Origin of the sequence: Yersinia sp. Marseille-Q3913 (assembly GCF_963892745.1) — a bacterium.
GTDB classification, from domain to species: domain Bacteria; phylum Pseudomonadota; class Gammaproteobacteria; order Enterobacterales; family Enterobacteriaceae; genus Yersinia; species Yersinia bercovieri.
The window spans coordinates 58,452-72,078 of the sequence record NZ_CAWQAF010000006.1 but is presented as its reverse complement, the minus strand read 5'-3'; the positions used below and the strand labels follow the sequence as shown (position 1 = coordinate 72,078).

The window sequence follows — 13,627 nt, the reverse complement described above, 5'->3', positions numbered from 1 at the left end:
TGTCCCTCAATTCTTAAGCTTTACGATTCTGTAATGCGATAAAGAGGATCAGCACCCCACCCCATAACGCCATGGTCAGGTAGCTACTCACCCCCAGCAAATTCAGGCCACTTTCCAGTAATTGCAGCACCACCAGCGCTAAGATCAGACCGATAATGCGACCAAAGCCGCCATCTGGGTTAATCCCGCCCAATACCGAGGCCAGAATAGTCACCAACAGATAGGACTCGCCATAACCGGCTTTGGCTGAGTTAAATTTCGCCATCATCAAAATGGCCGCCCCCCAACCCAATAGGGCTGACAGGATATAGACCGCGACCTGCACCCGATGGGTGTTCACGCCACTAAAGCGGGTCGCCTGCTCATTGGAGCCGACCAGATAGATACTGCGCCCCAGCGTGGTGTGTTCCAGCAATACCCACAGCCCCGCCGACACCAGCAAAAATAGGATCATCGCCACCGGAATACCGGCAATATCACCGCTGCCAATGTACTGGATCACTGGCGGGAAACCTGAGATAACATCACCGTTGGACAATAAGATATTGAGGCCAGTAATCAGTGTCATGGTGCCCAGGGTCGCCAGAATGGGCGACACACCGACGACCGAGATCAACAGCCCATTCAAGGTGCCAATCGCTACCGCCACCAGCAATCCCGCCACCAACGCCAGCAGCAGAAACAGCGGCTGATCGGGGTGACTGACAATTATGGCCGCCATCACTAACGCGCAGGCATTGGCACCAGCAATGATGGATAAGTTAATGCCGCCCGTCAGCATGGTTAGCCCCATACCCAGCGCCAACATACCTAAAATCGGCAACTGCGATGAGATCGACTGGAAGTTACCCAAGCTGAAAAAACGCTGCCCCAGGGTCAATGAGAAAGCCAACATCACCGCCACCAGAATCAACAGTTGCAGCCGGATAATGCGGTCATCGGGGATAATTCGGTTTATCCAGGTCATATCACTGCTCCCTCAACAACTTGCGTTTTTCATTCCATGCGGTGGTACTAATGCTCACCAAAATGATCACGCCGCTGAAAACCGTATGCCAGTAAGAAGAGACGCTCAGTAGCGTCAGGCCGTTTTGCAAAAATGCCAGCAGCATCACGCCCAGCACAGTGCCGGTCAGTGTTCCCCGGCCACCACTCATACTGGTGCCCCCCAGTACCACGGCCGCCAGCACAGTTAACTCGAATCCCATCAATGAGTTAGGTGCGACTGATTGGGAGATCTGCGCCTGAACCACTGCCGCGACACCTGCCAATATGCCCATGTAGCCATAGACATACAGATGCAGCCGCAGAATGTTAATCCCCAGACGAGAGGCGGCATCTTTGTTGCTGCCCATGGCGAAGATCTGCCGCCCGATGCGGGTGTAATTCATCAATACGCCAGTGAAAATAGTGGTGGCGGCCAGACAAAACAGCGGGAGTGTCAGGCCATAGTCGTAGCCATCACTGCCAGTAAACGAGAACCAGTTAATCCCGGTCATAAACCAGTCAGGGAAGCCGTACAACCAGGTGCCGTTGGTGATATAAACCAGCAGGCCGTAGAACAGATTCAGCGTGGCAATGGTGATAATTATCGCCGGAACTTTCAGCCAATAAACCAGCAACCCATTAATCAGCCCCAGAACCAAGCCGACTGCCATAGCCAAGATAAATGCCAGCGCGAAGCTGCCGCCATGGGTAATCACCCACGAGGCCATCACATATTGCGCAATCGCCGTGACAGCGGGGAAAGAGATATCGATACCACCAGCAATCAGCACCACAAACAGACCGCAGGCTAAAATACCCAAAATAGCATAGCTGGTGGCAACATCCGTTAAGTTCCCCAACGTCAGGAATTCAGGGCTTTTCACACTCAGACCGATCGCCAGTAACAACACCAGCAGACCCAGATAGAACTCATGGCGGCCCGTGAGTTGCCGCAGTTTTAGCTTATCCATTGACCACCTCGGCGATCTGTTGTTCGGTGCACTGATGCGGATAAAACTCAGCCACCAGTTCACCTTTGCGCATCACCAGCACCCGATGGCTGTTGTAGTACGCCTCAGGAATTTCGTCACAAATCATTAATACCGCCATACCCTGCGCCGCCAGTGCTTTGGCAATTTGGTAAATCCCCTCTTTGTTGGCGATATCAACCCCCACCGTCGGTGAGTCGAGAATCAAAATACGCGGCTGTGTCGCTACCCATTTGGCAATGGCAATTCGCTGCGCATTACCGCCGGACAGGGTTTTTACCGGCAGCGCAGTGTCGGAAACTTTGATATTCAGATCCCGCACCAGCTGCTTCACCAGCGCGGCAGCTTTGGGGTGATCCAGCAAGCCGCTGCGGGTATGCAATTGGTCGAAAATCGACACTATGGTGTTGTCGTAAATCGACTGTTCCATGATCAAACCTTGCGTCAGGCGATCTTCTGAGACATAGCCGATCCCCTGGCGGATCGCGTCGCGGTTATGGCGAAAACGAACCGGCTCACCAGCAACACGTATTTCGCCACTTGAAGGCTGGGTCATGCCAAACAGGCTCAGGCACAGCTCGGTGCGGCCCGCCCCCAGTAAACCAGTAATTGAAACAATCTCGCCCTCATGCAGGGTCAGATCGATGTTGCGGAACTGCTCGCCACGGCTCAGTTTTCTGACTTCCAGTAGCGGCGCGGCCTTGACCGCCAATGGCGGCAATTGGCTGTAAGTAAAGCGCTGGCCGGTCATGCGGAACGCCAACTCATGGCTATCTAATTCGCTGGCAGGCCAGGTGCCAATCAGTTGGCCGTCGCGCATCACGCTGATTCTATCGGCCACTTCCATCACTTCATCCAGGCGGTGGCTGACGAATACCACGCAGATGCCTTGCGATTTCAGGTCGCGCACCACGTTCAGCAAACCTTTCACTTCCTGACTGGTCAGCGAAGCGGTTGGCTCATCCATAATCACCAAGCGGGCGTCTGCGGCAATAGCGCGGCAGATAGCCACTAATTGGCGGTCAGCAATGGAGAGTTGCTCCACTTTTTTATCGGGATCGAGGGTCACACCCACGCGCTGCATGGCGGCCAGCGCCCGATCGCGCATACTTTTACGTTTCACCCAAAAGTCGCCGCCGGGCAGATAGCGGTGAACGGCAATGTTTTCTGAGACAGTTAAATTGGGGAACAGCGACAAGTCCTGATATATCACCTGTACGCCATAAAAGAATGAGAGTTGCGGCGTAAGCTGATGGAACAGCTTGCCGTCGATCAGGATACTTGCGCCTTTCTCCGGCTGATAAACCCCTGAAATCACTTTGATAATGGTGCTCTTGCCGCAGCCGTTCTGGCCTGCCAGGCAGTGCACTTCCCCTTTGTTCAGTGTGAGATTCACCTGATCCAGCGCCAGCACGCCGGGGAATCGCTTACTGATATTTTCAAGCGTGATAAATGCATTGGCCTGAGTCATGACAATACCTTCCCTAACGCCATAGGCATGGCGCTATTTTGCAGCCATTCGGTGGGGGTGGAGAGGGCAGTGGGGCTGCTTTCCCACTGCCTGTTTTGCTACTGAACCCAGCGAATTCGCTGGTTATTCCCTGATGTGGCGTCTGAAAATCAGAAACCTAAAGTTTTTGCATTGTCTTTGGTGACTTCAAGAATTTTATTAAAACGGATCACCCCTTTTTCGCTATCAACATCCGCTTTACCTAAGCCTTCAATGGTCAAATCCGGCGTCACTTTCTGCCCTTTCAGCAGTTGATCAGCAATCTGTACCACCGCAAAACCGGCATCTTTCGGGTCCCACAGCAGGGCTTTTTTGATATCACCGCGCATCAAATAAGGTGCCGCCTGTGCTGGCATCGCAATGCCGACAACTGCTATCTGATCCTTAGCCCGTTTCTTGGCGACCGCTTGACCGGCACCAATCGGCCCCAGAGAACCAAAACCAATGATCCCTTTCATTTGCGGATAGGTTTTCATCAGATCCAGCGTGGTGGAGTAAGACTTATCAATGTTCTCAGCCACTGGCAGACGTGGGGTGACTTCGAACATCTCAGGGTACTTTTCTTTCTGATATTTAATGGCGTAATCTGCCCAGGCGTTATGCAGTGGCACGGTCAGAGAGCCGACATAAATGGCATAGCCACCTTTGCCGCCCATGGCTTTTGCCAGTTCATCCATATTGGCCTGAGCATATTTTTCGCTATCGATAGTTTCAACATCCCACTGCCCAATGCGTTGATCCGGTGACTCATGAGTCAGCACCACGATGCCCTTCTCTTGGGCTTTTTTCAGTACCGGCTCCAGCACTTTGGCATCGTTCGGCACCACAATGATGGCATCCACATTTTTGGCGATCAGATCTTCAATAACTTTAACCTGTTGCGCAGGATCGGGCGTCGCTGGCCCCACTTGGTAAGCATTCACATCTAATTTTTTCGCGGCTTCATTGACGCCCACTTCCATGCGCGTAAACCATGGAATACCGGTAACTTTTGCCACGACGGCAATTTCAGGTTTTTTCTCTGCCATCGTTTGCGTGGTGAACAGCATGCATGCAGAAACAACACATGCATTCAGTAATGCGAGATTAAATTTCATAGCAATACCTTCTTGTTTTCTTTCAGATAACGGGTTGGTTGCAGGGTGAAGAGTCAGTGGTGTTGCAAAGTGAGTGTTTTATTTTCATGTGACTGCTTTTCACATACAGAAGATTAACAAAAGAACACAAGAGGCCGCGCGACGAGGTAGAGTGAACTGTGATACAAGCCCATTAAAGTAAAATTTATTGAGTTATTGAGTTAATAATTGGTTAATAAAATAATAGAAAGAACAAAAGCGATCAAAACAAGAGAAATACAACACCACTATTTAACAAAAAATTAACCAATTAAGTACAAAATGATTTTCCTGAGTATGATGTGGCACGCCAATAGCCACCTATTATCGGCGGCTAAAACCACCATTGATCGAAACTGAGATAAAGATCTCATTTCGTGCACAATGAATGAATAGAACACCTCTTTCAGAGCCTCATTTTCTACTCATAGCGGCAGCACGGGCGCAGTTTATATCGAGATAACTCACCCCATACCTCTTACGTTGATCTTTTTCTTTCATTTATTCCGAATATGATATAATCGACTGAAAGCTACATTCGCTAACCGATAGCCTGCCTTTATGACCATTCACGACGCGATCCCCGCTTTTAATGTAAAGATTGCGTCAATTGTCGTCTTTCCGAAAACAATAATTGACCCCCAGTGTCTGACGATATGTACCGCTATCGAGTTATATCCTTATGCGTTACACACTCGCACTTAACGCATCACGATAGAGTTCACATGATAAAACCGCAGAAATTTCATATTTCCCTGCTTCACCCGCGCTATTGGCTCACTTGGTTTGGCCTTGGTTTACTGTTTCTGTTAGTCCAACTGCCTTACCCGGTGCTCAACAAGCTGGGGCTTTGGCTGGGGCGCACCTCAATGCGCTTTCTCAAGCGGCGGGTTTCCATCGCACGACGTAATCTGGAGCTCTGCTTCCCTGATATGGACCAGCCAACCCTTGAGCGCACCATTGTGGGCAATTTTGAATCCTTAGGTATGGGGCTAATGGAGACCGGTATGGCCTGGTTTTGGCCCGATGCCCGTATTAAACGTTGGTTTACCGTCTCCGGCCTGGATAACCTGAAAAAAGCGCAAGAGGGTAACCGTGGCGTCTTGGTGATTGGCGTACACTTTATGTCGCTGGAGCTGGGTGGCCGCGTGATGGGGCAGTGTCAGCCGATGATGGCGATGTACCGCCCACACAACAATAAAGTGATGGAGCTGGTACAAACCTGGGGCCGTATGCGCTCCAATAAAGCCATGCTCGACCGCAAAGATCTCCGTGGCATGGTGCAGGCATTAAAGCGAGGCGAAGCAGTATGGTTTGCACCGGATCAAGATTACGGCCCGCGTGGCAGTGTGTTTGCGCCGCTGTTCGCCGTCGATCAAGCCGCGACCACCAGCGGCACCTTTATGCTGGCCCGTTTGGCAAAACCGGCACTGTTGCCGCTGGTTTTACTGCGCAAACCGGATGGCCGTGGCTATGAGTTGCTGATACAGCCGGCGCTGGAGGATTACCCCATCGACGATGAGATTGCCGCCGCCAGTTATATGAATAAGGTGATTGAGCAAGAGATTTTGCGCGCACCAGAGCAATATCTGTGGTTGCATCGCCGCTTTAAAACCCGCCCTACCGGGGAACCATCACTGTATTGAATGCATTAAATGTGTAAATGCATCCAACCTATAGAGCATCCAACAGCATAAAACCCGCGCTAAATGCGGGTTTTTTGTTGCCTGAACCCGACGACAGCTCTCTTTACATAACTGTACCCTCTTTTTTTGCCGCCACTGCACTAAAAAGCATCAACCTGCCGATAAATGCGCCCTTTAAGTGCATCCTGCTCAGTCAAAAACTACCTACAAAGAGGTAATCCCCAGTCATTCGCTCTCTAAGCAATGAAATGCAACTCTGGCATCCCATTTGCTAATACCAAACTGGCTACATGCCAACAGACAGCGACGGTGCATCACCGGTGCGCCACAAAATTAAAATAGGTTCGACTTTGCCTCACAGGACGCTTTCATGAAAAAAATTATCATTTCAACGCTGGTGGCTACCGCCTCATTAGTGGCATTAGCGGGTCAGGCCCACGCGGGTACTACTTTGGATGCGGTGAAGAAAAAAGGTTTTGTGCAATGTGGTATCAGTGATGGTTTGCCCGGCTTCTCTTACGCCGATGCCAGCGGTAAATTCTCCGGTCTTGATGTCGATGTCTGCCGTGGTGTTGCTGCCGCCATCTTCGGTGATGCAGAAAAAGTAAAATATACCCCGCTGACCGCAAAAGAGCGTTTTACCGCCCTGCAATCCGGCGAAGTGGATATTTTGTCCCGTAACACCACCTGGACCTCATCCCGCGATGCCGGGATGGGGATGTTATTTACCGGCGTGAACTATTACGACGGTATCGGCTTCCTGACCCACAATAAAGCGGGGCTGAAGAGCGCCAAAGAGCTGGATGGTGCCACTGTCTGTATTCAGGCGGGCACGGATACTGAGTTGAACGTCGCTGACTACTTTAACGCCAACAAAATGCAATACACCCCAGTCACCTTCGACCGCTCCGATGAGAGTGCCAAAGCACTGGACTCAGGTCGTTGCGACACACTGGCCTCTGACCAATCCCAACTCTATGCGCTGCGTATCAAGTTAGGTAAACCAGACGAATTTATCGTCTTGCCAGAAGTTATCTCGAAAGAGCCGCTGGGGCCAGTGGTGCGCCGTGGTGATGAAGATTGGTTCGCCATCGTCCGCTGGACACTATTTGCCATGCTGAACGCGGAAGAGATGGGGGTGACCTCGAAAAATGTCGAAGCACTGGCGGCGAAACCGACTACACCGGATATGGCCCACCTGTTAGGTCAGGAAGGCAACTACGGCAAAGATCTGAAAGTACCGAACGATTGGGTGGTTAAAATCGTCAAACAAGTGGGTAACTACGGCGAAAGCTTTGACCGCAACGTCGGTATGGGCAGTGAGCTGAAAATCAAACGTGGGCAAAATGCGCTGTGGAACAATGGTGGCCTCCAGTACGCACCACCGGTTCGCTAATACAGATGCAGTTTTTGATCTCTCCGGCAGGTTCGCCCTGCCGGATGTATGACCCAGACCGAGGCCCACACTATGTCACAACGCCCAGCCGTCAAAGGTGCCTTTTCGCTGACCAATCCAGCGGTGCGCGCCTGGCTGTATCAAATTATTGCGCTATTGATACTGATCGGATGCGGTACGTACCTGATTCATAACACTATTACCAATCTATCAACCCGGGGCATCACCTCCGGCTTTGCCTTCCTGAACAACAGTGCTGGTTTTGGCATTGTGCAGCACCTTATCGACTATGAGCAGGGCGATACCTATGGTCGCGTGTTCTTGGTTGGGCTATTCAACACCTTGCTGGTTTCAGTATTGTGCATCTTCTTTGCGTCGATACTGGGCTTCTTTATCGGGCTGGCGCGTCTATCTGACAACTGGCTATTACGTAAACTGTCGACTGTCTACATCGAAACCTTCCGCAATATCCCACCGCTGCTGCAAATTTTCTTCTGGTATTTCGCGGTATTACGCAATCTACCGGGGCCACGGCAGAGTATGGATGCCTTCGGTGTCGCATTTCTGAGTAATCGTGGCTTATATTTGCCGTCACCGGAATTTGCGGCCGGTTTTATCCCTGCACTGGTCGCCGTGCTATTGGCGGTTGCCGCCATCATCGCCCTCTATCGCTATAACCATTTCCGCCAGCGCCATACCGGCCAATTCCACCGCACCTGGCCACTGGGGCTGTTGCTGCTGATTGCCCTGCCCACATTGGCTCACTTAATGTTTGGCCCGGCGCTGCACTGGGATATCCCCGAATTACGTGGTTTTAACTTTAAAGGCGGGTTGGTGCTCATCCCTGAGTTGGCCGCCCTAACACTGGCGCTGTCAGTTTATACCTCAACTTTTATTGCGGAAGTGATTCGCTCCGGCATTCAGTCCGTGCCCTACGGTCAGCATGAAGCCGCGCGATCACTGGCGTTACCCAATACCGTCACCCTACGTCAGGTTATTTTGCCGCAGGCGTTGCGGGTCATCATTCCACCACTGACCAGCCAATATCTGAATATCGTCAAAAACTCCTCACTGGCTGCGGCCATCGGCTACCCCGATATGGTGTCGTTGTTCGCCGGTACTGTGCTGAACCAAACCGGTCAGGCGATAGAGACCATCGCCATCACCATGTCGGTCTACTTGGTTATCAGCCTATCAATTTCATTTTTAATGAATCTCTACAACCGGCGCATTGCGCTGGTAGAGCGCTAAGGGGAGCGAATGACGATGACATTAACCCGCGAACCACCCAGCACTGTGCGGCCAGGTAACTCATTGAGCCAGATGGTCTTTTGGGCCAGAAAGAATCTCTTCTCCAGTTGGATCAATAGCCTGCTGACCTTGCTCTGTATGTGGCTGATGTGGCAGTTGATCCCACCGCTGTTGAATTGGACGATTTTTAACGCCAACTGGCTAGGTACATCACGCACCGATTGCACTCGCGCAGGTGCTTGTTGGGTATTTATTCATGCGCGCTTTGGCCAGTTTATGTATGGCCTCTACCCCATTGAGCAGCGCTGGCGCATTAATACCACGCTAATCATCGGATTACTCACGCTGCTCCCACTGTTCTGGCGCGCTATGCCACGTCGTGGCCGCTATCTGACAGTCTGGATGGTGGCCTACCCGCTACTGGTTTGGGTGATGTTATATGGCGGTTTTCTGGGGCTGACCCGCGTGGAAACCCGCCAGTGGGGCGGCCTGACACTGACGTTAATCATTGCCGCCGTCGGTATTGCTGGCGCACTGCCGTTGGGTATTTTACTGGCGCTGGCCCGCCGCTCAAGTATGCCGGTCGTGCGCATTCTGTCAGTGGTGTTTATCGAGTTCTGGCGCGGGGTGCCGTTAATCACCGTGCTATTTATGTCCTCGGTGATGCTACCGCTATTTATGACCGAAGGCACCAGCATCGATAAGCTCATCCGCGCCCTGGTAGGGGTGGTGCTGTTCCAGTCAGCCTATGTGGCGGAAGTGGTACGCGGCGGGCTACAAGCTCTGCCCAAAGGGCAGACCGAAGCCGCAGAATCACTGGGGCTGGGCTACTGGAAAACCCAAGGGCTGGTTATCTTGCCACAAGCACTGAAAATGGTCATTCCGGGGCTGGTGAACACCATTATCGCCCTGTTTAAAGATACCAGTTTGGTGATCATCATTGGTCTGTTTGATCTCTTCAGCAGTGTGCAACAAGCCACTGTCGACCCGGCCTGGTTGGGGATGTCAACCGAGGGCTATGTCTTCGCCGCCGCAGTTTACTGGATTTTCTGTTTCAGCATGTCGCGCTACAGCCAGCATCTGGAAAAGCGCTTTCACACCGGACGTTCCACACATTGAGGCATAACATGAGCGACAATCAGCCAATTCTCGGCGATAAGATGATGATTACGCTGGAAAACGTCAATAAGTGGTACGGGCAGTTCCACGTATTGAAAGATATCAATTTGCATGTGCGCCCCGGCGAACGCATTGTGCTGTGCGGCCCTTCCGGCTCCGGAAAATCAACTACTATCCGCTGCATCAACCATCTGGAAGAGCATCAGCAGGGCAAGATCATGGTGGATAGCATTGAGCTGAATGATGATTTACGTAACATTGAGCGAGTGCGCACCGAGGTCGGCATGGTGTTCCAGCACTTTAATCTGTTCCCACACTTAACCGTGATGCAGAACTGCACACTGGCCCCAAGCTGGGTGCGCAAAATGCCGAAGCAAGAGGCGGATGAACTGGCGATGCACTATCTGGAGCGAGTGCGGATTGCCGAGCACGCCCATAAGTTCCCCGGTCAGCTCTCCGGCGGGCAGCAGCAGCGCGTGGCGATTGCTCGCTCTTTGTGCATGAAACCCAAAATCATGCTGTTCGACGAACCCACCTCGGCACTGGACCCAGAAATGGTCAAAGAGGTGCTGGATACCATGATAAGTCTGGCGCATGAGGGCATGACCATGCTATGCGTGACCCACGAAATGGGCTTTGCCCGCACCGTCGCCGATCGGGTTATTTTTATGGATCGTGGTGAAATCGTGGAGCAAGCACCGCCAGCGGAGTTTTTCTCTCATCCGAAATCAGAGCGCACACAGGCGTTTCTGGCACAAGTTATTCACTAAATTCATTACGTTGGGTGTTTTCATTGAATACTTATGGGTGAGGTCTCCTCACCCTTTTTCATTTCGCTACTGCGCAATATCCTCAAACAGAACGCGGTCATGGGTGATATGCGACTCTGGACACAAGAAGATGAATTCAACGTCTGTTTTGGCGGTAAGTTGATGGGCAGTATTAGGATAAATACAAAAGACCGAACCTTTGGCAAAGCTATCTACGCGCCTATTTTTTAGCTCACCAGCAATAACATCCGCCGTCCAAATAGCCCCCTCACCTGAGATAATAATGTACCACTCCTCATCGTCGGTATGGCTGTGACACCCCACACGGCTCCCCTGCACCAACTGGGTTCCATAAGCCCGCAAGCCCTCTTTTTTAATCATATCTGCAATTGAAATACCCACCATATTATCAGCTATCGCATTATTACAATTGAAATCAGAGAAATTTATCATGTAAAACCTCCTTGTTGAAAATTGAGAAATAGTGGGATTGAAAATAAAAGATAATCGTTATTTAATAAATTAACAATCGCTAAAAAACAAAACATCATTAATCATCAACTCACTTATTAATTAAGTGAATCAACGAGAGTAAAATAAAATGAAAGAAAATATATTACAGGCAATTAACGTATCAATACAATTCTGGGCTAACAGCTCAGAGCCTTGGGGAGTAAAAAATAATAAGTCACAGTTTATTTATGCAAATAAAAAATATCTTCAGTTACTGGCCTTGCCTGATGGTTTTTCCGTGGAAGGACGATTAGATGGTGAGCTACCGGCCCCCACCGCCGAGTTTCAAACTGAGTTTCAAGCCCATGATCGCAAAGTGGAATTATTAAAGGATCGCGTAACATCACTTGAAATACATGCATTTGAAGGCAATTCCTATATGCAACCTTGGTTTTTTGATAAATGCCCAATAATCGATGAAGATGGAGTATCGGTTGGAACAATATTCCATGGTCGAACAGTGGACAATATGGCATTAAGCCATTTAAGCAAAATAAAAATACCCACCTCACTGGTTTTTACGCCCCCCTCGACTCTATTTTCCAACCGAGAGTGGGAGGTGCTATTTTATCTTCTACACGCCTATCCCAGTGCGGAGATCGCCAATAAGCTGTTTCTATCAGTCAGAACCGTCTGTAATATTATCCAGAGTATTTATCGGAAAGCAAGTGTCTCCAATAAACAGCAAATCATCGAATATTGTGATGCACAAAACATTAATAATTATATTCCGCAAAGTTTTTTTAAAAGCACTGGCTCATTTCAATTTATGCCGAAAAATGCCAATGGTGATTGAGTTAATTATTTATGACGTCAGCAACTATTATCAGGGCATTATTTACCATAATAAATGGCCGATAAGCGGTGCACCAATCACCGTAATAATGCCGGCTAACATCATCACCAAACTAGATACCACACCCTCCTGTGGCCCCATTTCATAGGCTTTTGCCGTGCCCGCGCCATGGGAAGAGGCCCCCAGACCTGCGCCCTTTGCCAACCCACTGCGCACTGACAGCCGCAGGAACAGTAGATCCCCGACCGCCATACCAAATACCCCGGTAATCACCACAAACAGCGCCACCAAATCAGGTTGCCCACCCAGCTGTTTAGCCGCTTCCAGCGCAAAAGGCGTGGTAATGGAGCGCACCGCCAGACTGCGTTGCACCTCTTCCGACAGCGTGAGTAACTTCGCCAACCACACCGAACTGACCACCGCCACAGTGATGGCGGTAATCACCCCTGCGGTGAGTGATAGCCAATGGCGGTAATCACCCCTGCGGTGAGTGATAGCCAATGGCGGCGAATGATCGACAAATTCTCATACACCGGCACGGCAAAAGCGATGGTGGCTGGCCCCAATAGCCACAACAACCAATGCGTTTCACCAATATAATCCTGATAAGAGATATGGGTGACCACCAGTAGCAACACCAAAACCATAGGTGTCAGTACCAGGGCATCAGCAGCAATCAACGGCGGCGGCGATAGAGCTTTTTATTGGCAAAATAGAGTGCTAGTGTCGCCAGAAAACAGCTGAGACTAATGATAAAATCACTCATGGCGATTAGATTTGCGGCGTTGCAGCCACACCTCAAAGCGGTAAACCCGATCCACTACTAACCCGGTTGATTAGCGAATTTCGCCAAAGTTACCCCGGAGTGGAGCTGCAAATTGCCGAGTTCGGTGGCTTAACCGTGCAACAGGCCGTGCTCTCCGGTGAACTGGATCTCGCCCTCACCGCCCTGCCTGCTGACGCCGATTTACCCCTGACCACACTGCCACTGTTCAGCCATCCGCTTTGTGTGGTGGTGCCACGTACCCCGTTTTGGCTTAACCGCACCACCATCAGTATTCCCGAATTGGCAGAGCAATCTATCCTGATTTATAACGAAGATTTTGCCCTCTACCGCCAATTAATGGACGCCTTTACGGCGGGTGGTTTTATTCCCAAAATCGCGGTGCGCAGTGGTCAGTGGGATTTTTTAGCCGCCATGGTGCAAGCCAACATTGGCATCGCCATTTTGCCGGAACCGATTTGCCAGCGGCTGGATAAAAAAGCGCTGTTATGGCTACCGCTAGCTGTAATGACCTGCATTTGAAATCGGCCCGACCTGCATTTACCACTGATTTCCAGCCCAGATTAACTGCAAATGAAAACAGGTACGGACTCACATTAGCTGCAAATGAACCTGCATTTATCCCGCTTTGGCTCAGATTACGCTGTTATCGACCCACATTACCTGCAAATAAAAGTCTTCGCTATCAGCGTGCGCTTACAGTCCCCAAAACGGGTAAACGCGAGTCGTTACAGGTAGTTGACGTCTAATT

11 protein-coding genes and 3 pseudogenes are annotated in these 13,627 nt (G+C 50.6%); 7 read left to right on the top strand and 7 right to left on the bottom strand.

All coding sequences use genetic code 11. The features are described from left to right. Positions 1-13: 13 nt before the first annotated feature. The 4 genes from AACW11_RS03280 to AACW11_RS03265 form a co-directional block, all read right to left on the bottom strand. A complete protein-coding gene (locus tag AACW11_RS03280; RefSeq protein ID WP_212585940.1) occupies positions 14-967 on the bottom strand; it encodes an ABC transporter permease in 954 nt (317 codons plus the stop codon). Between the two features lies 1 nt (position 968). Continuing rightward, the gene (locus AACW11_RS03275; RefSeq protein WP_212585939.1) at positions 969-1,958 is read right to left on the bottom strand and encodes an ABC transporter permease; all 990 of its coding nucleotides are present in this window, start codon (positions 1,956-1,958) and stop codon (positions 969-971) included. After that, positions 1,951-3,447 (bottom strand): sugar ABC transporter ATP-binding protein, encoded by a 1,497-nt coding sequence (locus AACW11_RS03270; protein ID WP_212585938.1) that lies wholly within the window; start codon positions 3,445-3,447, stop codon positions 1,951-1,953. The genes AACW11_RS03275 and AACW11_RS03270 overlap by 8 nt, the downstream gene beginning before the upstream one ends. A gap of 149 nt (positions 3,448-3,596) precedes the next feature. Continuing rightward, entirely contained in the window at positions 3,597-4,583 is a 987-nt protein-coding gene (locus AACW11_RS03265) for an autoinducer 2 ABC transporter substrate-binding protein (RefSeq protein ID WP_212585937.1), read from the bottom strand. Between the two features lie 743 nt (positions 4,584-5,326). On the opposite strand from AACW11_RS03265, the gene lpxP reads away from it, so the two are divergent. The 5 genes from lpxP (at position 5,327) to AACW11_RS03240 (ending at position 10,783) form a co-directional block, all read left to right on the top strand. Continuing rightward, a complete protein-coding gene (gene lpxP, locus AACW11_RS03260; protein WP_212585936.1) occupies positions 5,327-6,247 on the top strand; it encodes a kdo(2)-lipid IV(A) palmitoleoyltransferase in 921 nt (306 codons plus the stop codon). A 370-nt stretch (positions 6,248-6,617) separates the two neighbouring features. Next, entirely contained in the window at positions 6,618-7,643 is a 1,026-nt protein-coding gene (locus AACW11_RS03255; RefSeq protein WP_212585935.1) for an amino acid ABC transporter substrate-binding protein, read from the top strand. 72 nt (positions 7,644-7,715) lie between these two features. Next, positions 7,716-8,894, top strand: coding sequence for an amino acid ABC transporter permease (locus AACW11_RS03250; protein ID WP_212585934.1), 1,179 nt, complete (start codon positions 7,716-7,718; stop codon positions 8,892-8,894). 15 nt (positions 8,895-8,909) lie between these two features. After that, on the top strand, positions 8,910-10,013 hold the full coding sequence (locus AACW11_RS03245; protein ID WP_212585960.1) for an amino acid ABC transporter permease: 1,104 nt from the start codon (positions 8,910-8,912) through the stop codon (positions 10,011-10,013). An 8-nt stretch (positions 10,014-10,021) separates the two neighbouring features. Continuing rightward, positions 10,022-10,783, top strand: a complete 762-nt coding sequence (locus AACW11_RS03240; RefSeq protein WP_283050237.1) for an amino acid ABC transporter ATP-binding protein — start codon at positions 10,022-10,024, stop codon at positions 10,781-10,783. 66 nt (positions 10,784-10,849) lie between these two features. Here AACW11_RS03240 and AACW11_RS03235 read toward each other — a convergent pair whose 3' ends face one another. Next, positions 10,850-11,236, bottom strand: coding sequence for a cupin domain-containing protein (locus AACW11_RS03235; RefSeq protein WP_212585933.1), 387 nt, complete (start codon positions 11,234-11,236; stop codon positions 10,850-10,852). A gap of 148 nt (positions 11,237-11,384) precedes the next feature. Here AACW11_RS03235 and AACW11_RS03230 point away from each other — a divergent pair, with 148 nt between their 5' ends. Further along, a complete protein-coding gene (locus AACW11_RS03230; RefSeq protein ID WP_212585932.1) occupies positions 11,385-12,092 on the top strand; it encodes a helix-turn-helix transcriptional regulator in 708 nt (235 codons plus the stop codon). A gap of 42 nt (positions 12,093-12,134) precedes the next feature. Here the strand turns inward: AACW11_RS03230 and AACW11_RS03225 are convergent. Both AACW11_RS03225 and AACW11_RS03220 read right to left on the bottom strand, forming a co-directional pair. Next, positions 12,135-12,858, bottom strand: a pseudogene (locus AACW11_RS03225) (LrgB family protein). Then, positions 12,851-12,928: pseudogene (locus AACW11_RS03220) on the bottom strand (CidA/LrgA family protein); the annotation flags it as partial. The pseudogenes AACW11_RS03220 and AACW11_RS03225, both read right to left, overlap by 8 nt. On the opposite strand from AACW11_RS03220, the pseudogene AACW11_RS03215 reads away from it, so the two are divergent. Continuing rightward, positions 12,925-13,377 (top strand): annotated as a pseudogene (locus AACW11_RS03215) (LysR substrate-binding domain-containing protein); the annotation flags it as partial. The pseudogenes AACW11_RS03220 and AACW11_RS03215 overlap by 4 nt on opposite strands. Positions 13,378-13,627 lie beyond the last annotated feature (250 nt).

Coding starts and splice junctions, on each gene's coding strand:
- AACW11_RS03270 (WP_212585938.1), bottom strand. CDS start 3,447: ATGACTCAGGCCAATGCATTTATCACGCTTGAAAATATCAGTAAGCGA.
- AACW11_RS03245 (WP_212585960.1), top strand. CDS start 8,910: ATGACATTAACCCGCGAACCACCCAGCACTGTGCGGCCAGGTAACTCA.
- AACW11_RS03255 (WP_212585935.1), top strand. CDS start 6,618: ATGAAAAAAATTATCATTTCAACGCTGGTGGCTACCGCCTCATTAGTG.
- AACW11_RS03250 (WP_212585934.1), top strand. CDS start 7,716: ATGTCACAACGCCCAGCCGTCAAAGGTGCCTTTTCGCTGACCAATCCA.
- AACW11_RS03280 (WP_212585940.1), bottom strand. CDS start 967: ATGACCTGGATAAACCGAATTATCCCCGATGACCGCATTATCCGGCTG.
- AACW11_RS03275 (WP_212585939.1), bottom strand. CDS start 1,958: ATGGATAAGCTAAAACTGCGGCAACTCACGGGCCGCCATGAGTTCTAT.
- AACW11_RS03230 (WP_212585932.1), top strand. CDS start 11,385: ATGAAAGAAAATATATTACAGGCAATTAACGTATCAATACAATTCTGG.
- lpxP (WP_212585936.1), top strand. CDS start 5,327: ATGATAAAACCGCAGAAATTTCATATTTCCCTGCTTCACCCGCGCTAT.
- AACW11_RS03235 (WP_212585933.1), bottom strand. CDS start 11,236: ATGATAAATTTCTCTGATTTCAATTGTAATAATGCGATAGCTGATAAT.
- AACW11_RS03265 (WP_212585937.1), bottom strand. CDS start 4,583: ATGAAATTTAATCTCGCATTACTGAATGCATGTGTTGTTTCTGCATGC.
- AACW11_RS03240 (WP_283050237.1), top strand. CDS start 10,022: ATGAGCGACAATCAGCCAATTCTCGGCGATAAGATGATGATTACGCTG.